A 20,267-nucleotide genomic window follows, 5' to 3' on the forward strand; every position below is an offset into this window, starting at 1 on the left:
TTGAGCAGCTCTATCTTTACTTTCTTCTGTGTTTATTTTTATTTGTTTAAGGTATGATTCCACATTTGTGGGTATACATTTACTTGGAATTGAGTCGTGTTTGGAGCTTTTCCCTGCTATCCCGGATTTCAGGATAGAATTCAGTATATAGGAACACATTTTTATTGTTCTATGTGTGATAGTGTGGTGAGTCCACATGAAGTGGCCATTACGCTTGTAAATGATCTTGGTAAGCGAGAGGGGATCTTACATGTATTGCGCTGTAAAGAACACCCTGTGCAAGGATGTGAAGATTTTGGAGCTATTACGACTTTATGGGCTTTGCATCCTAAAAATGATGAGGCTACTCGTATTCACGAGAGTATGGGTGCTCTGGCATCCCGCGTACATAATTTGGATGTTTGTGCTTTGCTATCCTTTGTCAGTTCGATAATTTTTCTCTTTGCTGGGATAATATTCAGTATCATAGTCGCCGCTCCTGCTGCTACAGCATTCTGTCAATGGCTTCTTCCTCTGGTCATATTTGGTGTTAGTTTAGCTTTATGTGTTTTGGGGTCTGCATTTGCTCATTTTTCTAAGTGTCGTGTACGTGAATGGTTGAGTTTATCTAAGAATTATTTAAGGCATTGTGATTTGGTTCAAATACAAGAAGATACGGAAAAATTTACCATGTTGACTATGTTTCCTCCCACGTGTCGTCGTCATGATCCTTTATCATCAGCTTTACCGATCCCGAATTCCCTTAGCGCTTTCGATCAGCTGTAATCTTAAATATTTGTGCACAATAGGAACCACTTGCTTTGGTTATTAGAGTATGTCAGAATTTCGAGGATAGTTTTTAACTGGGGTAATTTATTATGCAGGATACTGTAGGAAAACTGAAGTTTTTAGGAACAGGAGATCCTGAAGGTATCCCTGTTGCTTTCTGTTCGTGTTCTGTTTGTCTTTCTGATAGGAATAGCAGGTTACGTGCTTCTGTGTTAATTTCTTGGCAAGGTAATAATTATGTCGTTGATGCCGGCCCTGATTTTCGTGAGCAGATGTTGAGGTATCGTATAAACAACATTGCTGGAGTATTCCTTACCCACCCTCATTACGATCATATTGGAGGGCTTGATGATCTTAGAGCCTGGTATGTTGTGCACCAACAACCAGTTTCTATAGTTTTATCTGCGTCTACGTACACTTATTTGAGTAGGTATCGTGAGCACCTTGTACGTGCTCCTGGGAAGGACGATGCCTTGCCTTCTGCTTTGAACTTCACTATCTTAAATGAGGATTATGGCAGTTCAGAGTTCTATGGGTTACCCTATAGTTATGTTTCCTATTACCAAAAATCATGTCATGTGACGGGTTATCGTTTCGGTAATCTTGCGTATATTACTGATTTAAGCCGATATGATAGGGAGATTTTTTCTCATCTTTCTGGAGTTGATACCTTGATTATGTCAGCATCTCCTTCGGAAATCCCTAAAGCTTTTCTTGGAAGAACGCGTTCTCATCTTACCATACGGGATGCGGAGAATTTTGCTGATTATTTGGGCGTAAATAAGTTGATTTTTACGCATATTAGTCATCATTTGCAAAAAGAGTTGGATAGTGCTACGGGAAAACTTTGTGCTTATGATGGTATGGAATTATCTTGGATGAGCGTATGAAGAAAAAGAAAGCTTCTGAAGAAAAAAACCGAGAGAGTTCTTTAGGATGGCGCTTCTCACTTCCGCGTGAGGAGCAAGACCCATCTCAAGCTCTTGCAGTCTCTTGTTATCCTAGCAAAGAAGATCAGGAAAATATGCAAGAGCATATGGATGAGCTCATATCTTTAGCAAAATCTTGCGATATTGCTGTCATTGAGACACGCTCTTGGGTTTTGCGTATGCCATCATCTTCTTCATATTTGAATGAAGGAAAACTCATAGAAATTGAAGAAATTTTACAAAAGTTTCCAACGATTGGTACTTTGATTATTGATGAAGAAATTTCTGCATCACAGCAAAGAAATTTAGAGAAGCGTCTTGGTCTTGTTGTGTTAGATCGCACAGAAATTATCTTAGAAATTTTTGCTAGCCGTGCATTTACTGCAGAAGCAGGCCTACAGGTTGAATTAGCGCGTGCACGCTATCTTCTTCCGCGTTTAAAAAGGATGTGGGGGCATCTATCTCGCCAAAAATCAGGGGGAGGAAGTGGAGGATTTGTCAAAGGCGAGGGAGAGAAGCAAATTGAATTGGATCGTAGGATGGTCCGTGACAGGATTCATAAGTTAACTGCGGATCTTAAGTCTGTTGAAAAACAAAGAAAAGAACGACGTAAAGCTAAGGAACGTAGAGGTATCCTGACCTTTGCTCTCATCGGTTATACCAACTCAGGGAAGAGTACTCTGTTGAATCTCTTGACTTCTACAGAAACCTATGCTGAGGATAAGCTTTTTGCTACTTTGGATCCTAAGACACGTAGATGCATCCTTCCTAGTGGGCAACGTGTGTTAGTGACAGATACAGTAGGATTTATACGTAAGCTGCCTCACACACTTGTTGCAGCGTTTAAAAGCACTTTGGAAGCAGCTGTTTATGAGGATGTTTTGTTGCACGTTGTGGATGCTTCTCATCCTCTAGCTTGGGAACATGTGGAAACAACAAGAAACTTATTGCAAGATCTTGGTGTGGAAGATCCTAAGATCATTACTGTACTGAATAAAATTGATGCCTTACCAGATGGGAAAATCCCTGTTAAACTTCGTTTGCTGTGTCCATATCCCGTGCTTGTTTCAGCGAAAACCGGTGAAGGTATCTCTAATTTGCTCAGGGCAATGACAGACGTTATTCAAAAAGGATGTCCGGAGGTCTGCCTAGCTTTTCCCTATAGAGAGTATGGCTTGTTTGCCGAGCTTTGCAACTCAGGTCTTGTTATTTCACATCAATGTCAAGATGATATTTTACTTGTTAATGCTTATCTACCAAAAGAGTTGTATAAGAGGTATAAACCTTTTATTTCATCTTATCTTTCTTCGTCAGATGTTTTTGAAGAAGAGAAACCTATTTGGGAATAGTCTGTATTTTTAACGTTTTCCTATCAAAACAACATCTTTAATTGGTGCTGAAAGATCCGATGGCTTAAAATGCTCGAGTGAGTGTGCGGTGAGCATTTAAGATTTAAGAGATTATGATCATTACAGAAGAGAAGAAAACATTTAAACTTGTTTGTTTGGGATGTAGGGTCAATCAGTATGAAATCCAGGGATATCGTGATCAGCTTACATTCTTAGGTTATCAAGAAGTAACGGATCCTGATACTCCCAGTGATCTATGTATTGTTAACACCTGCGCTGTTACCGGATCTGCGGAAAGTTCAGGGCGTAGTGCAATTCGTCAGTTATGTAGGAAAAATCCCGATGCTTTTCTCGTTGTTACAGGTTGTTTAGGAGAATCAGACAAAGAATTTTTTTCTACACTAGATCGGAAATGTCTTTTGGTCCCCAATAAGGAGAAACACCAATTAATTGAGAAAATTTTTCCTGATCTCCAAAATCTTCCGGAATTTCGTATCAGAAGTTTTGAAGGCAAGTCTCGGGCCTTTATCAAAGTCCAAGATGGTTGTAATTCCTTTTGTTCCTATTGTATTATTCCCTATCTGCGGGGTAGGTCACGGTCTCGTTCCACAAAAGAGATTTTAAACGAGATTTCCGGCATTATTGCACAGGGATATAGAGAGGTCGTAATTGCTGGGATCAATGTCGGGGACTATAATGATGGAGAGCATTCTTTAGCACAGCTGATCAAAAAAATCGATGTATTAGAAGGGATTGATAGGATTCGTATTTCTTCTATAGATCCTGAAGATGTTCAGGACGATCTCAGAGATGTGTTGTTATTTGGTAAACATACATGCCACTCTTCTCATCTCGTTTTACAGTCGGGATCGAATGCAATTTTAAAACGTATGAATCGCAAATATACCAGACAGGATTTTTTAGATTGCGTGGATTCTTTACGTGCTCACGATCCCAATTACTCATTTACTACAGATGTTATTATTGGATTCCCAGGTGAAACTGACCAAGATTTTGAAGATACACTCAAGATCATTCAAGATGTTGGTTTTATAAAAGTACATATTTTCCCCTATAGTCCTCGAGCTCGTACGAAAGCAGCAACCTTCTCAGGGCATATTCCTCATAATATCATCAATGAGAGAAAAAAATATCTTGCTGAAGTCGCCAGGTCCGTTGCTATTCGGGAGATGGAAAAACGTTTGGGGACACGAACATCTGTTCTTGTTGAGCAAGTTGTCGATGGAGTAGCTGTAGGCCATTCTCCTTATTTTGAAAAAATACATTTCCAATCGCTAGGAAACGTACAAGTTAATGACATTATCAATGTGAAGATCACGTCATTTTTAAAAGATGATTTGTGGGGAGAACAGGAACAGTGATTACCTTATCGCAAAGATTTCAACCTTACGTGTTATCTCCAGGGGCTTTGATCCCCATACCGGGATCCCTACTGTATGCCCAGATTTTTCCGACTCTTTATCGCGTATTTTCTTCATCAAGAGAATTATTGTACGAAGAAGGTTTTTCTGCCCAAGGTCCTTTAAAACGTTTCGCTGTTTTTCAAGATTTACATCGTGGCGGGCTAATTGTTACTTCTGAAAAATATACATATTATATTCTTCCTACTGGAGAAAAAGTAGTTACTAGAAAAGGATACTTGCCGGTATCCACTACGGGGCCGTTTTTATCGCTAGGTGTGCATAAGCACATGGATTTGCAGAAGATTCGTCATCGTAGGGATCTTAAAGAGATTCTTCCTCTATGGTTTCGAATGGCCCATCTAATGGCTACTCACGCACGTGAAGAGCATTTAGATAGCGTGGGTACGGGAGAGTTGTTAGTCGTAGCTCATGAAAAAATCAAAGAGAAAAAAAAACAGAGCTATGTGACGATCTGCTCGCTTTCTATTTGTCAGCGTTTTCATATACTTTCCTACCACGTTGGTATGACTCAGAATACCAGGGAATTATAGATGGCTTGCCAGAAGATTCTTCTATAGCCTTTCCCTTACTTCAGTATAGTCTTCCGGTAATTCACGACATCTTTGTTAACCAAGGGGAGGAGTGTGTGGAAATTCTTCCGTCTTTACCTCCAGAGTTTCCGTGTGGACGTTTTGTTAACTTCAATCTACCTGGTATTGGCAAGCTTTCTATCGAATGGACTAAGAAAATGATTCGTAGAATGTCTTTGTATGCTGAGACAACCCGAACTATACGATTTTCTTTTGCTTCGTCTTTGCTGCAGAGTCGTTTACGTGTTTGGGAACATAAATCTTTATGCGATTCACGCATAATCCCTTTAGGAGAAACTATAGAGATAAAAGTGGGAACTACGTATTTATGGGATTGTTTCTATAAATAGCTTTGTTCCTTGTAGATGGTAGAAAGATTTTTAGATGCTAAGGACTTAGAGTTATTAGTTGCTGGTAAACTTGCAGATCCTCACCGTGTCCTGGGTATTATCTCTGAGGATCATCAAGATCATATTGTTTTGTTTCGTCCTGGTGCAGATGTCATTGCACTAGAGGTGCTAGGGGATACGCTATACGCTAAGAAACACCATTCGGGTATATTTTCTTGTTCTGTTTCTAAAAAGATTCTTCCACATGAATACCGCATTTATCATCAAAATGGTTTACTGACTCACGATCCCTATGCTTTTCCTGTAGTGTGGGGAGAATACGATAGCCATTTATTCCATCAAGGCACCCATTATCAAATTTATAATCGGATGGGAGCAATTCCTTGCACAGTGGGTGGAATTGCTGGGGTTTTATTTTCTGTATGGGCTCCGAATGCTATTCGAGTATCAGTAGTTGGCGATTTTAACTTTTGGAACGGTCTTGTTAATCCCCTAAGAAAAGTTTCTGTATGTGGAGTGTGGGAATTGTTTGTTCCTGGAATTGCTCCTGGAGAAAAGTATAAGTGGGAAATTTTAACAAAAGAAGGAGCGGTTATAGTTAAAACTGATCCTTATGGAAAGAGTTTTGAATTTCCTTCACAAGGCGCGGCTATAGTAGTTGATCCTGATAGATTTTCTTGGACGGATACTGATTGGTTACAGAAGCGTCAAAAAATGCTTAAATCTCCTTTGTCTATCTATGAAGTGCACATAGGATCGTGGATATGGGAAAATAATCGCCCATTAAATTACCGTGATTTAGCTACAAAATTAGCTGAGTATTGTCATAAAATGCACTACACGCATGTCGAGTTGTTGCCTATCACTGAGCATCCTCTTAACGAATCGTGGGGATACCAGACTACAGGATATTATGCTCCTACATGTCGGTATGGATCTGTCGAGGATTTTCAATTTTTAGTGAATTATCTTCATAATCATGATATTGGAGTAATCCTGGATTGGGTCCCAGGACATTTTCCTACAGATCATTTTGCTTTGGCAGCATTTGACGGGTCGCCTATTTATGAGAATGCCAATGATTTGCATCCACATTGGTATACGCATATATTCAATTATCGTTGTAATGAAGTTGCTAACTTTTTAATAGGCAGTGCCTTATTTTGGATCGATAAAATGCACATAGACGGTTTGCGTTTTGATGCTGTAGCTTCTATGCTATATCTAGACTATGGGCGTAGCGATGGTATGTGGACTCCAAATATTTATGGTGGGAACGAGAATCTCGATGCTATCGAATTTATTCGCCATTGTAATTCAGTGATTCATAGGGAGTTCCCAGGAGTCTTGACATTTGCTGAAGAATCTACTGCGTTTCCTAAAGTGACCTATTCTGTATCTGAAGGGGGACTAGGATTTGATTATAAATGGAATTTGGGATGGATGCATGATATTTTAAGATATCTGCGCAGAGATCCCATATTTCGTTGTCATCATCAGCAAGATCTCACCTTTAGCCTTTGGTATGCTTTTAACGAAAGATCGGTCCTTCCTCTTTCTCATGACGAAGTCGTTCACGGTAAAGGATGCTTGCTAGATAAGATGCACGGAAGCATGTCAGAAAAGTTTGCCTATTTACGTCTGCTTTTTAGTTATCAGCTGTGTCAACCGGGGAAAAAACTTCTTTTTATGGGAGGAGAAATTGCACAGCCTCGGGAATGGTCGACAGAACGTCCGTTAGAATGGGCAGTCTTAAATGACGCTAATCATAAAAACTTACAAACATGTGTATCTGAGATTAACCAGTGTTATCAAAGATTTCCACAACTTTGGAATGACGACCCAGAATCTTTCCTATGGGTAGATTTCTCAGATTCTGATAACAGCGTTATTGCTTACTATAGGTTAGATAAAAATAATCCTGAGTCTGCCTTACTTTGTATCCATCATTTCAGTTCAATGTATTTTCCTTCCTACTCTCTTCGTTGTCAAAATGTTGTCGACTGCTCGTTGATCTTTAATAGTGACGCCAAAGAATTTGGAGGCTCGGGACAAGGATTTCGTAAGCCACATATTAACAATGAGTTGGGCGTTCTGGATATTGAATTACCACCGATCTCTACTTTAATCTATTCCGTGAAATTAGATTTCTCCTTAAGCATATGATATTGATACTAACCAACTTATGTGTGTTGTACACAACATATTGCGCATAGATATTATTAATTTTAATTAGTTTGTTTTTATTTTATTTTTTAAATTACAAAATCTTTTTTAATAAAAAACGAATAGTATTTTTGTTATTATTATATAAGTAGAGAATTTTGTTTTTTAATCTTAGTATATGTCTATTCCTATAGTCGGTAACAATAGTATTTCTTCTCCTACTGTGATGAATATTCCTGTGACATCATCAGTCAGTAGTTCTTCAGGCGTCTCGAATATTCAGATTATTTCTTATCCCCGCCCAGAAGAGCTTGCAAATGAGAAGAGAATGTTTTCACATTCTGTAGGTTTATTAGCTGGGATTATTGTATTTTCTGTAGCTATTGCTGTTGTAGTGGTAGCCTTGACTGTTATTGCTCCGGGCATTCCTCAGGCAATTGTTCTCTCGATAGCGTTATCTGGAGTTTCCCTAGGGGGATTCTCAGTAATGAAAAATATCGTGAATAAAGTACGCGATATGATTGCTCCTCAAATGGCTAACCGTGCAAGGTTGAGTAGTGCGATTGCTGTAGGTACGGGATTTATGACGTTTGGTCTTGCCATGAAGACAGGAGCTGGATTTATAGATTCTGGATACTCTGGAATAGTTGGTAATTTAGGTTCTAGTGCCTACAGTAAAGGAGCTTTATCAACATTTGCCAGTCTTACGCAATACATCTATGTTAAATTCGCGCAATCTCCGAAGGCTGCTTCTGGAGTACGTCTTACTAGAGAAGAAACTCTAATAGAAGCGAAAAAATTAAATAAGATTAGCATGGCGCTTGTTGGTGTTGGGATAGGTTTTACTGTTCTAGGGGTAGCTTTGGGTGCTGCAGGAGCATTAGCGGCTACAGGTGTAGCCTCAGCTGCTCTTATTGCTTTTTGTCCTCCTTTAGTCTCTATTGGAGTAACCATGGCTTTACAAACTCTCTTGAATAGTAGTATCAGCAAATGGCGAGCATTTTTGTCTGATGCTGCTGGGCAGGAATTATTTGTAAATACAGGTTTATCAAATGTTCGTAATAATGAACTTGCACGATCTTCTTCAGAAATATCGGGATCTTCATTCTCAGGTTTTGAACAAATGGGAAGGAAGGAAATAAAACTGAGTGAAGAGGGGGGGTCGGAGGTTCGTGGAAGTACAAGCTCTTCAGCTTATAAAGCAAGTAGTGAGTACAACAGTAGTGATAGTGAGGACTCTATTAGTGTGGTTAGTGGTCCTCTTTCTGATAAAGGAAATTTCTCGTCCATATCACTATCTTCTTCGTCTTCAGGGTCCGAGAAGAATGCGAGTACAACCTCAGAAGAAAATATTGCTCAGACCTCTTCACAAAGAACTGTTTCTAATAGTTCTTCGAATATTTCCAGTACTTTGAGTATCCCGATATCTTCATCAGACAATGAAGATAATTCCACATCTACCGATATGGTAAGTTCTGGAGAATCTGCGAGATCTTCAGATTATCGTGCAGATGCCGAAACTATGTCTGTTGATACATCGAGTGTTTCTAAAAGCTCGAGTATGCGTTCTAACTTGTCATCTCTTCATGTTAATAATGATGACTCTGGAGCTTATGAATTATCTTCATCTGAGTTAACATTGGGAGACGATGACGTGTTCGTAGATTCTTCCGAGAGTTCTACTACACGTTCACCATCTTATGTTGATGTAAGCTCTATTAATACAAATCTGACAACAGAAGAAATTAACTCAAGGATCTCTTTCACAAGAAAGCAGAAAATCATTTTAGCAGTTTCCACCTTATTGCTAATTGCCGGAGTAACAGCAGTATTGGTATCTGGGTTTGTTGGCCTATCTGCTTTGCAAATTCTCTTACTGTCTACAATTGGCTCATCCGTGGCTTCTACAGTGTTTTCTATGGTGTCTTCTGGATTTATCGACGCTGCTATGCAGTTAAGAGCTAGACTACGTATTAGCAGGTTACGCTGGGCTGAAGCTAAAAGAAAAGCACAATTTTTTAATGATGTGAAAAGCATTGCTGGCAAAGAAGTTGCGCAAGAAGTTTTGGAAGAGGCCTGGTTAGAGTCTTCCAAGATGCATATAAATGAGGTAGAAATTGCGATCCGGGAAGAGGTGCTATATCTTGAAAAAGGAAGAGAAGTTAACGGTGTCGTAGCTGCAGGAATTTTTGTAGCTGCAGGTTTGGGAATTATGTTGCTTTCTCTTATTCCTGCTTTAGCACCTATAGCAGGTGGGATTATAGGTCTAGGAGGTATTGCTCTTTCAGTTGGTGGTGGGATGTATTTACAAAAACTCATCGACTGGTTGTATGACCGGCTTGTTGAACTGCGCAATAAATTACGAGCTAGACGGGCTCTGCTTTCTGAAGTCAGTAGTCGTTCGGGCATCAATATGGGCGATATTATTGTAGACAGCAATAGTATTGCGAACTCTTCCATGGAAGCTGCGGGAATTGATCAAGGACCATTCATTGGTACTGACATTGCAGAGGCATTTAATTAGCAATAATTTTCCTTTTGGCAAATCTAAATTACAGCGTTGTTTATTATACGCGACTATTTATTAGTTATTTCATAAATTTAATAATCTATCCAATAGATATTATTTCCTATTAATTCTCTATTATTTGCTAATATTATAAATATAAATAATTTGTTTTTTTAAAAAGATTTATTAGGGCTGATAGGAGTGGATTATGACATCAGGAGTCGGTGGTATAGGTGGATCTGGAGGTCCTCAAAAGCTTCCCCCTTACGGAGATGGAAGCAATAATGATAAAAAAGATAATGATGGTGTTTCTTCTGTAGGTGGTCATAGATTTTCTTTACCTGATCATGGCAATGATACAGAAACAGGTCCGTCTATTAGAGAAAGAACTGACAGGTTATTAGGTGAAAATTTTCAGGTACGTACTCCTGAAGAGGTTGAAGCAAACAGGTTAAATTCTTCTAGCCAGAGTAGTGGTCGCAATTTGCTTAGTAGAATGTGGAGTTCTGTAAAACAGTTATTTTCTAGATCACAGACACAAGGTCCTGAAATTTCTTCACCTAAGCCTCCAGCATGGCAAGCAGGAGGGCGTCGTCTTCCAGAATCTTCTGCTATGCGTGCATATTTCTTAGGTAGAGGCATGGAAAGTTGCGAAGTTGGGGAACACGATGAGGAAGAGGTTCAAGCCCTTCTTAACCGACAAGAAAGTGTGACTACGCATTCTTCAGAGGAAAGTAGTTCTGTTAAAGGTGCTCATGGCTTATCTCATGGCATTTCTAGCAGAGCTAAAGCAGCTAGAAACGCTTTTTTAAGTAAGGTTCGCGCGGACTGGTCTAAATTAAAAGGAAAAAAACAAAGCTCTAGCGAAGGGGTTTCCGCAACTGAAGAATCTTTAAAGTACATGATAGGCTACTATACTACATTAATCGAAATGGCGGATAATCCTGAAGATCGTTCTAGTTACGAGGCATCTAGGAAGAGTTGTCAAGATAAACTAGAGAAGTTACAAAGCGTATCCGTAGGCAAGAGTCTTTCTAGATTATTCGGAAAAATTCGTGGTCAAGGAAGTACGACACCAACTAAAGCAGATGGATCTTTAGATGTCGAGAATTTAGGCTCTATAGAATTAACCACAATAATCACTGATAGTCAAGAGGCTGAAGATCTTATATCCAGAGTGGGGTCAGAGACGGAAAGTATTCTTGGACAAGCAGAAAGAATGAAAGTAGAAATTTTAGAAGGAGAAGAGCCTACTTCAAGAGCTGCTGAATTAGGTCAGCGTTTACAATCTGCTTTGGGTGCTTTGAAGCAGGGAATTGTTTCTTCGCTTCGCTTAATTTCAGATGTATTACGTTCCGGAGCTCGTGCTGTAGTCCATAGTTGCCAATGTGTAGGGGAAGCAGTTCGTAGACTCGGTCATCAGGATCAAGACGGAAACTATACTTTCTCTGTTTCCTATTCCCGAGTTAGAACAGATTCTACTTCCAGTACTTCATCAGAAGAAACGTCTTTCACTTTAGATAATCAGGGATCACAGGTTTCTTCAGATGCTTTGGTTGAGGCTACTTCGTCGTTCTTTGAAAAACATGGTATCTCAGGTTCTAGCGACGGTGAGGGAGGAAAAACATTTAAATTACCTCGTGCTTTTGTAAATAGCTGGTCAAGTGGTGAACCAATATTTATGTTCCAGAATACAGAAGTTCCTGAGTTGACAACATCTGAGAGTGGTGTAGAGGGTTCACAGGGAACCGAATCTAGAGCTTCTGGAAAAGCTACAACGGAGAAGCGCGTACGATTTAACGATAATGTAGAAGTAAGGCACATTCCTAGTAATGATGATGATCAGCCTTACGAAGATATGTCTCATCCTGTTGAAGAAGAACATATCTACGATTTACCTAGATCTCAGTCTAATTTGTACGATGTTCCTAGGACTCCTTGGTCTGGGACAAAAGGGGAAAGTCCTTATGTAGACATGAGTGGGGGAACGGTAGAAAACCCCTACGAAGATATGAGTGGACTAGTAGAAGAGAGTCCCTATGTAGATATGAGTGGAAGAGCAACAGAGAATCCCTACCTTATTCCTGATGCTTTAGGTGACAATGGTTATATGACTATTTATTCTGTGCCAAGAAGTTTACAACAACAGATTACAGAAGAAGAAAATATTTATGATTTACCTAGATCAGAGTCTAATTTATACGATGTTCCTAGGGTTCCACCAGATTGGACAGAAAATACAGGCGGATATATGGTAGCTAGGTTCAGTTCTAGTAATGAACAAGTAGAGTTCTCAACTGTTCCAGGATATGGTTTAGCTTTAAGAGCTTTAAACTTATCCGACAGAGTGGATAGTACTGCGAGATCTGTAGAGGCAATTCCTTTACCTGAGCGCTCTAACAGTGCAATTCAAAACACATTGCAAGCGGGATTTGCCTCTTGTCAACGGTTAGTGGATAGGATTCGGAGTATCTTTACTTCAAAATAATATCGTGAATTCTAGAAATATTACTCTTATAGATCGTTAGGGGTCTATAAGAGTAATTTTTTAAAAATGCAGCATAGCACCAGATTTTAAGTAGTTAGTTAGGGTTGTCGATGATAGACTTCCTTGATAATTCACAGATATACTCAAGTGTTTAAGAATTTGGGTTTGATTTCCTAGCTTTATTGCTAAAGTATTTCGTGATATTGGGGTACCCTCATCTATCCATGATCCTTTACTAACAATCAGTGTTGTTGCTATTTTAGGCTGTTTTAAATAACCAACAGGTTGATAGGCAAGTTCACATTCCCAGGTTGTCGGTAATCTACCATTACTACAGCAAATTTGAGCAAAGATACCCATAGGTATAGAAATGTGGTACAAAGGGCTATCAGTTGCAAATTGTCTTACGTAATCTCCAGATTCTAAGAACGAAGAAACAACTCCTCGTAGTGCTAGTACTTCTACAAAAGGTATGACAGTGAGATCACGAACCTTTTGTAAAGGTAAAGAAAAGTTAACAGATCCAGCACAACTATGACTATAAAATTTACCTTCAGATTGTTTATTGTTTTCAGTGTATAGGGTTTTCATATTATGAGAACCATAGCTCATAGCACTATTAATGGTAGTAATGAGTCTACCATGTAGCCATGGCATCCGGAGCTGAACACCACCCACATAGTTTTTAGAATTGACTTTGTTGTCGGTCTCTTTATTTTTTAAGTTGGAGAATATTTGAGCAAAGTTGAAAGCACAGCGATGACCGATTTCCGATTGTATAGAGGAACTGGCGGAGTATCCTGCGGCGTTTGCATGAAACCCTGGTAGAGAGTCCCTACTTTGCTGTCTTGTGAGGATGCCTAAAGCTTGACCCCTGACATCTCCAAAAGAAGAATTTTCACATTCCGAAATAGAAGGAAGAGAACGCATACTAGCCACAGTAGTATAGAAATCTTTCCATAAGGTATTAGCAACTAGTGTAGTTCTGTATTTCGGATCGGGAATATAACCAACATATGCCCAATCAGCATAGAGTACTCTGTAGTGGTTATTTGCCGTTTCGTATGTAGATCCTTGTGTTGTTGTATACTCATGCCAATAAGGTGACCATACACCCTGATGGCCGTAATGTTTGGTATGGTTAACTGCACCAACATCAAATTCACTGATATTGATACTATAATTAGGTATAGTTTTAGTTTGCAGACTTTCAGTATGAGTTTCTTCACTATGACTATTTATTCGTGCAGCATTTTTGTCCGTGTCTATAAGGTAAAGAAGAGGAATATGGGTTCTGCTATGCGACAGATCTAAGGAGTCATACGGAGATTCATTTTCTTCATTTAAGAAGGTCAATGGTCCTGAAATAGTAATTGTTGGATTAGTATCGGGGATGAAGGAGCCTCTATTATTCAAGGGTGTAACAAAGATTTTTGCTGGTTTTGCACTGGATTTTAGGAATGTAGGTAAGTTTAATGCGAGACCATTAATTGTGATGCTGCAACCTTGACTAGTTATTCTTGGAGTAACAAGGAGTGTAGGACTGTCTTCTACTTCTATAGATTCCGATAGGTTTTGTTGATTTTGGAATGTTTGGATTGTTGATATGCTGCTTGCGCTGCCTAAACGTACGAAACTACCTGAGGTTTGATTGAATTTATAGAAAGCCGCTCCTGCTCTGTCTTCAATAGCTAATACTCCACGTTGAAGATTCGTCGTATTTCTTAGTTTAGACGTCAAGTTGTCGGCATCCGTGATACTTTCAGAGGTGTACGCTGCCGAAAATAGGACTATACCTTGATGTTCGGGATTTGGGTTAATAGCGAGGGGAATACTCGTAGTATGTTCATGTTGGATAGGATCGTAGAATCTTACGCAATAGTTCTTCCTTGCGCCAAGTTGTAAAGTAGTGTTTGGTGTACAATGAATAGCGTTGCGGCAAGTGTAATTAGTAAATACGCTATTATTCTCAAAAACAATATCTCCGTATTCGGCAAAAAGCTTCGCTGTACCACTGTTTTGAAGAATGATACCCGCTCCCCAATTAGCATGGTTATTTGTAAAATATACTGGCCCACTACTCTGAATAGTTAAGTTAACGACGGATAGAGCCCCACCTTGTTTAGAGGCAAAATTATCTTGGAAATACACAGCTCCAGGATTGTCTATAATATTTAAAGCAGAAGAGCAGCGAATAGCTCCACCAGATGCTTCGTTATTGGAAATTTTATAAAAACTAGATTTATTATTTCTAAAGTAAATATTGGATGTATTTTTTTTAATATTGATGGTACTGCATTGGCATGCTCCACCGTCTATCGCTTGGTTTGAAATAAAGTAGATAGGGCCACAATTTTGCAATATATCAAAAGTGTCAGTGCAGATTGCTCCACCATTAGATTCACTTGCTAATAATCTCGTTGTGAAATTATTCACAAAAGCAATTGGAGCGGAATTATTTGTGATTGTACAATTAGTTTTTGCTAGGATAGCTCCGCCGTTTTGTGATGTGGAGTTTTGTCCAAAATATATTGATCCTCGATTATTGTTAATTTGACAGTTATCGCAATAAATTACTCCGCCACCTACTGCCTGAATACTTTGATCTTGCCAGGAAACCGTAGTTCTTAAGGATTTGTTATCGATGAAGTATTGGTTCGCAGGGTTATTTTGTATGCATACATTTGTAGTTGCACTGATTAGTCCTCCAGCTACCGGAGAAGAATTAGAAACGAAGCACACATAGCCGGTATTGTCCTCTAGCGTCACACTATCGCCAGTAATAGTGCTTTTTAGGGAATAATCAAGAGCACAATAAAGGTTTTGATACCGATTAATAAGCAAATTTCCACTACTTAATGCAGTAAGACCATGCAGATTGTTCTTAGGAAGGAGTTTCTCTGTTTCTAAATATTTTGGCAGCTGAGGGAACAATTTGTCTATCATATCCCTAGGAATCGACGGAGGGAGAGTAGAAGAAGTTTTTCCATACACTATTGGAGAAAGCAGAAATGACGATACATAGATAATAGGATAAAGAAATAAACGGAGTGTTTTCATGGATCTACTTTATTTTCTAGAATCTTATAGTGCTTCCTACATTTAGGTATTGACTCAATGTCGTTTTGGACCAATTCCCATGGTAGTTAATAAACATGTCCATATGGCTAAACAGAGATGTCGTATTGCTTAGTTCTACAGAGATGGTATGTCGGTTTATTTCGGTTCCATTTGTGATCCAAGAACCATTGCTAACGTTTCTTATTCCTTCCACTTTGGGTTTATGTAAGTATACGTTAGGCATATAAGCTAGTTGGCACTTCCATGAAGAGGGGAGGTGAGTATGTCTAGTCACTTGTCCATATAGACCTATCGGGAGATTCATATAAATTAGAGGAGATAGTGTGGAGAATTTTCTTGTAAGGTCACCAATCTCTTCGATTTTTGACTGTGTAGCGCCTATTGCATAGAGCTTTATAAATGGATGTAAAGTAATATTTGGCTTAAAGATTCCTGGAGACAAAAAGAACGCTATCTCAGAACCCAGAGTAGAACTATGGAAATTACCGGAAGACTTCTGGTCATTGCTGTAAGAATTCTTCAATAGGTTATTTCCGTAAGCGTATGCTAGGGACATAGTGGTCAGTAGACGCTCATGAAGCCAGGGCATGCGAATATGTGTTCCACAGAAATAAGAAGAGTAATGTAATCTGTGGTTGGATTCTTTTTCTTTAGCCCGCGAGGATAGTTGTGCAAACGCTAGAGCAAAACCATGACCAGTGGTAGATGCAGAACCGGCTTTTGCAAAATATCCGGCAGAGTGCATCCGGAAACCTTTACGGCCATTAACATTTTTTTGGTTTGCTAATAAGGTAGCTCCTCCACCTGTGATATTTGCTATTGCTCCGGTTGTTTCTGAATAGGGCAGTGTTTTTAACCCTAAGAGCATAGTATAACTGTTTTGCCACAAGGAGTTGGCTACAAATTCTCCTCGATATAAGGGGTTAACAACATATGTTTTTGGCATCCAATCAACATAGAGAAACTTGTGGCGTTTATTAGCCGTATTTATAGTAGTCCCCCCAGAGGTCATATATTCATGCCAATAGGGTGACCAGATGCCTTGGTAGCCATAATGATTCCCATTATTTATGGTGTTAATGTCCAGATTTGTGGTAGTGATTTTCGATGTGCTGTTATCGCATAGGTATAACAAGGGAATAGATTTTAGCGGTTTAGATAGATCTATACTATCATAAGGATCTGTATTTTCGTCGTTTAGGAATTGTAAAGACCCGGAAATAGTAATTGTAGGATTAGTATCTTCAGAAGCTGTATTATCACTCACTGAAGGATATACCCAAATTTTTGCTGGTTTAGCATCGGGTTTTAGAAGAGAAGGAAGATGTAATCCTAAATTAGTAATATTTATATTGGCTGGTGTATTTTCGCTGACTTCTATTGCTTTATTTGTTGTGCGAATGACGCCAGAATTTCCTAAACGGACGCAGGTATTGGCTTGCTGTGAGAAGTTGTATAATCCCAGTATAGCTTTATCTTCAACAGCTAAAACTCCATGAGATAATATCGCTGGATTGCATATTTCTGTAAAAAAATTAGCAAGCTCAGCATGCTCAGGGACGGTGTAGGAAGAGAATACAATAGTTCCTGTTTGGAAGGTCTCTGGGTTTAACTCCACTTGACGTCCTGACTGTGTTTGATGCCCGTTTTCTATAGGATCATAAAATACAATTTTCCTTCCTTCTCGAGCCCCTATTTTAATGTACATGTTAGTGGCGCTATGTATAGAGTTCCTATAGGAGCTAGTTCCTGCATAGGCATAATTGTTATTAAAGATGATATCCCCATAATCTGCATAAAGCGTGATCGACGATGTGTATGGGGATGCTAGTTTTCTGGCAAAAAGAGCCCCTCCGTATAGACCTCCATTGTTTAAGAAAAACATGGGGCCGTTTTCTTTAATAACGATATCTCGTGCACAAATTGCCCCGCCATTACGTTTACAGTTATTGTTTTTAAAAATTATTCCTGCATGATTGTTTGTTATATTTGCTGTAGCAGCAAGAATAGCTCCTCCGCCGAAATCACCCTTCTGATTTGCGAATTGAGCGTATTCATACAAAAAACCTGAGTTGTTCTCGAAGACAATTAGTCCGGTATTGGATGTAATATTTAATGTCCAGCAGGAAATCGCTCCTCCCATTCCTGCATCATTTTCTGCAAATTTAACTAGGTGTTTATTGTTAGAAATTGTACATGAGCTTGCTGCTATTGCTCCTCCATAGTTTATTTCTGCTAGATCTGGAGGAGTGGAATTTCCTGGATTATTGACTCTAGGAGAAGGAGTGAGACTACCTATATCGTCAGGAGAAGAAGACAGATTCTTAGGATTTTCTAACACGTGGAGGGAGTTTGATACAGTTTCTGTTTTTAGTACACCGTTTGATGTTCTTGTATCAATGGATTCTGGATCTAGTTTTACAAATCCAGATCTGGTGGCATAACTTATTCTAGTAAGAAGTTTGTTATTTTGTAGGATAATTGGGCCAGAATTTCCTGTAATTTCTACATTTCTTAGAGCGAAGATAGCTCCACCGGTGCGTAAACCGAAATTGGAGAGGAAAGCACAGATTCCTTTGTTGTTGGATATTATTAAGTCTCTGCAACAAATGGCTCCGCCTTTTGCTCCATTAAAACTTGAGAACCATTCTGGAGTATTGATATAGTTATTAAAAAAGCAGCAAAGGTGATCATTATTGCTGATGGTACACCGCCCGCCCGAGTTACTATAGGCGTGAATTGCCCCACCGCTTTCTCTACAGCTATTGCTATTAAATATTATAGGGCCAGATATCTTATCAATAGTAACGTTGTCACAGAGAATAGCCCCGCCGTTGTTGTACTTATAGTAATTTTTGGCTATAAAATATTTTTTTCCACAGATATCTACATTCCCGTTAGATTGATCCAGCAATCCGTTAATATCTGTATAGCTTCTGCCTTGTAGATAGGCTTTCTCAAGATAATCTATATATAACCATGTGGAGATTGTGGGTATGTTATCGAAGTCCAGTAATTCTGAGGAGCGCGAGGACTCTTTGGATAAAGAGCAAGAGCAATATCCTAGAATACTGGCAATAGTGCAAACTGTAAAAGAACGGAAATAGGGAAACATAGAGACAAAACATCAAGTCCGTATGATATCCCCTATATGCTAATGGAATGTAGATTGTCTAGAATTTTATCAGAATAGTTTGCTTCTTAAAGATAGCATGGAACTGAAGGATCCATACGTTATAGATAAGAAAGAAGTTCTTAGTTTTTTTAAGAACGTAGCATTGTCAAAAACGCAAGCTCGTATTGAGTCTTAAAGAATTATACAACGTTGTTAGAGATAGATCAATGTTGTAATCTAAAGAAATAAAGCAATAGGGAAAAGGACGGATCTGTAAGTGGTTAAGAACAGAAAAATAATGTTTACTTGGGGAAGTTGCTGATGCTAAGTAATACGGATTTTCACAGTATGCCACAAAGCAATCCGACTTGGGATTTTGACGTAATACAGTCGGAGTGTAACACATTTCCATAGTAGCAAAGACTGGCAGAGACTGTCCATAAGAGGCTACTAATGTTGCTCCGATGGGTGTAGTCATTTCTATGAGAGGCTGATGTTCATTAGTACTTGCTGTGGAGATATTTTCAGAAACAAGAATTTCAAAGCGTGCAAAAGGAAGAAAATAAACACCGGTGAGTCTAGAGGGTAGAAGATACCAAGACATAGATGCTCCTAGAGTGAGAGTATCCATAATGTGTTTACTTTCACTTAGAAATCCTGAGACATGTTGACCCACAAGTCCCGTAGCTTGTTCTGTGATAAAGAATCCCTTATCTAAAGAGACAAGATCCATGTAAAAAGTGCATGAGTTATATGTAGAACAACAGTAACGCTCTGTATCTTTATCTTTAGGAAGAATACTTAGACTTATATGTCTACCGGCAGCAATTCCTATTTTTATACGATCGGCATTTGTATACGAAATAGAGGCCATGCTTTCTTTTTCTCCACACATATACCGTGTATTTTTTTGTGAAGGATCTAACTGCATGGAAGAAAAAGCTCCTACATATAAGTCTGTACTAAAATTATTAGGAGCACAAGATAGACTCTCTTTACTTAAGTGGCACTTTCTCATAGCAAATTGAGCAAGATGTGCCGATTGCCAGAATGTCTCTGTACAAAAGTTTCCTTCTTCCTTCGAGTCCACTTGCATAAGTTTTAAGAGTTCTAAGATTTCTGGTACTGAGGGAAAAACTTCGTATTGCGTGTCAGCAAAAGATTGTGCAGATACTATCTTTAAAGTTGTTAGCGCTAAAGCAAAGTATTTTTTCATCTGAGACCACATGCAACATTCTCTAGTTTTTCTACTTTAATATTGTTCAGTACTTAGGAGGATATTTAAGCCTATATATGTAGGAATCGTAATAACTACCTCCCCTTAAAGGATCTAACTGCCTAGATCTAGCCTAAGGGATAGAAGGATGCTTCCTGCCTAATTTGTTCTATGTTTTCGATATAAAGAAACAAGTAGAGCCTATTTGCTATAGGTGAAAACACAGGAGAATACACTATGCTATTAGTGGAGAAAATCTCTATGTGAAAGATTTTATATTAG

Annotated in this window: 12 protein-coding genes; 9 read left to right on the plus strand and 3 right to left on the minus strand. The window is 38.9% G+C overall.

Features of this window, described 5'->3' with window-relative positions; translation table 11 throughout:
- Positions 1-171 precede the first annotated feature (171 nt).
- From H359_RS01595 to H359_RS01640, 9 genes are all read left to right on the plus strand, one after another.
- Positions 172-765, plus strand: coding sequence for a hypothetical protein (locus H359_RS01595; RefSeq protein ID WP_238318204.1), 594 nt, complete (start codon positions 172-174; stop codon positions 763-765).
- 92 nt (positions 766-857) lie between these two features.
- Entirely contained in the window at positions 858-1,658 is an 801-nt protein-coding gene (locus H359_RS01600) for an MBL fold metallo-hydrolase (protein ID WP_020370988.1), read from the plus strand.
- On the plus strand, positions 1,655-3,046 hold the full coding sequence (gene hflX, locus H359_RS01605; protein WP_020370989.1) for a GTPase HflX: 1,392 nt from the start codon (positions 1,655-1,657) through the stop codon (positions 3,044-3,046). Before H359_RS01600 ends, hflX begins: the two co-directional genes overlap by 4 nt.
- Positions 3,047-3,159: 113 nt before the next feature.
- A complete protein-coding gene (mtaB, locus tag H359_RS01610; protein WP_020370990.1) occupies positions 3,160-4,428 on the plus strand; it encodes a tRNA (N(6)-L-threonylcarbamoyladenosine(37)-C(2))-methylthiotransferase MtaB in 1,269 nt (422 codons plus the stop codon).
- Positions 4,425-5,021: a hypothetical protein gene (locus tag H359_RS05245; protein ID WP_040433998.1), complete on the plus strand. Its 597-nt coding sequence runs from the start codon at positions 4,425-4,427 to the stop codon at positions 5,019-5,021. The genes mtaB and H359_RS05245 overlap by 4 nt, the downstream gene beginning before the upstream one ends.
- Complete coding sequence (locus H359_RS05250) at positions 4,958-5,410, plus strand: hypothetical protein (protein ID WP_238318205.1); 453 nt, start codon at positions 4,958-4,960, stop codon at positions 5,408-5,410. Before H359_RS05245 ends, H359_RS05250 begins: the two co-directional genes overlap by 64 nt.
- 15 nt (positions 5,411-5,425) lie before the next feature.
- The gene (gene glgB, locus H359_RS01625) at positions 5,426-7,576 is read left to right on the plus strand and encodes a 1,4-alpha-glucan branching protein GlgB (protein ID WP_020370992.1); all 2,151 of its coding nucleotides are present in this window, start codon (positions 5,426-5,428) and stop codon (positions 7,574-7,576) included.
- 178 nt (positions 7,577-7,754) lie between these two features.
- On the plus strand, positions 7,755-10,100 hold the full coding sequence (locus H359_RS04945) for a hypothetical protein (RefSeq protein WP_020370993.1): 2,346 nt from the start codon (positions 7,755-7,757) through the stop codon (positions 10,098-10,100).
- A 193-nt stretch (positions 10,101-10,293) separates the two neighbouring features.
- Positions 10,294-12,573 (plus strand): hypothetical protein, encoded by a 2,280-nt coding sequence (locus tag H359_RS01640; protein ID WP_020370994.1) that lies wholly within the window; start codon positions 10,294-10,296, stop codon positions 12,571-12,573.
- 60 nt (positions 12,574-12,633) lie between these two features.
- Here H359_RS01640 and H359_RS01645 read toward each other — a convergent pair whose 3' ends face one another.
- The 3 genes from H359_RS01645 to H359_RS01655 form a co-directional block, all read right to left on the minus strand.
- Positions 12,634-15,633, minus strand: a complete 3,000-nt coding sequence (locus H359_RS01645; protein WP_020370995.1) for a polymorphic outer membrane protein middle domain-containing protein — start codon at positions 15,631-15,633, stop codon at positions 12,634-12,636.
- A gap of 16 nt (positions 15,634-15,649) precedes the next feature.
- Positions 15,650-18,769 carry a Pmp family polymorphic membrane protein autotransporter adhesin gene (locus H359_RS01650; protein WP_020370996.1) on the minus strand — a complete coding sequence of 1,040 codons (3,120 nt, stop codon included), beginning with the start codon at positions 18,767-18,769 and terminating at the stop codon, positions 15,650-15,652.
- A gap of 166 nt (positions 18,770-18,935) precedes the next feature.
- Positions 18,936-19,985, minus strand: coding sequence for a hypothetical protein (locus H359_RS01655; RefSeq protein WP_155848242.1), 1,050 nt, complete (start codon positions 19,983-19,985; stop codon positions 18,936-18,938).
- Between the last annotated feature and the right edge of the window lie 282 nt (positions 19,986-20,267).

The organism is Chlamydia ibidis 10-1398/6 (assembly GCF_000454725.1).
In the GTDB taxonomy this organism is placed as follows: Bacteria; Chlamydiota; Chlamydiia; order Chlamydiales; family Chlamydiaceae; genus Chlamydia; species Chlamydia ibidis.

Coding starts and splice junctions, on each gene's coding strand:
- H359_RS01595 (WP_238318204.1), top strand. CDS start 172: ATGTGTGATAGTGTGGTGAGTCCACATGAAGTGGCCATTACGCTTGTA.
- H359_RS01600 (WP_020370988.1), top strand. CDS start 858: ATGCAGGATACTGTAGGAAAACTGAAGTTTTTAGGAACAGGAGATCCT.
- hflX (WP_020370989.1), top strand. CDS start 1,655: ATGAAGAAAAAGAAAGCTTCTGAAGAAAAAAACCGAGAGAGTTCTTTA.
- mtaB (WP_020370990.1), top strand. CDS start 3,160: ATGATCATTACAGAAGAGAAGAAAACATTTAAACTTGTTTGTTTGGGA.
- glgB (WP_020370992.1), top strand. CDS start 5,426: ATGGTAGAAAGATTTTTAGATGCTAAGGACTTAGAGTTATTAGTTGCT.
- H359_RS04945 (WP_020370993.1), top strand. CDS start 7,755: ATGTCTATTCCTATAGTCGGTAACAATAGTATTTCTTCTCCTACTGTG.
- H359_RS01640 (WP_020370994.1), top strand. CDS start 10,294: ATGACATCAGGAGTCGGTGGTATAGGTGGATCTGGAGGTCCTCAAAAG.
- H359_RS01645 (WP_020370995.1), bottom strand. CDS start 15,633: ATGAAAACACTCCGTTTATTTCTTTATCCTATTATCTATGTATCGTCA.
- H359_RS01650 (WP_020370996.1), bottom strand. CDS start 18,769: ATGTTTCCCTATTTCCGTTCTTTTACAGTTTGCACTATTGCCAGTATT.
- H359_RS01655 (WP_155848242.1), bottom strand. CDS start 19,985: ATGAAAAAATACTTTGCTTTAGCGCTAACAACTTTAAAGATAGTATCT.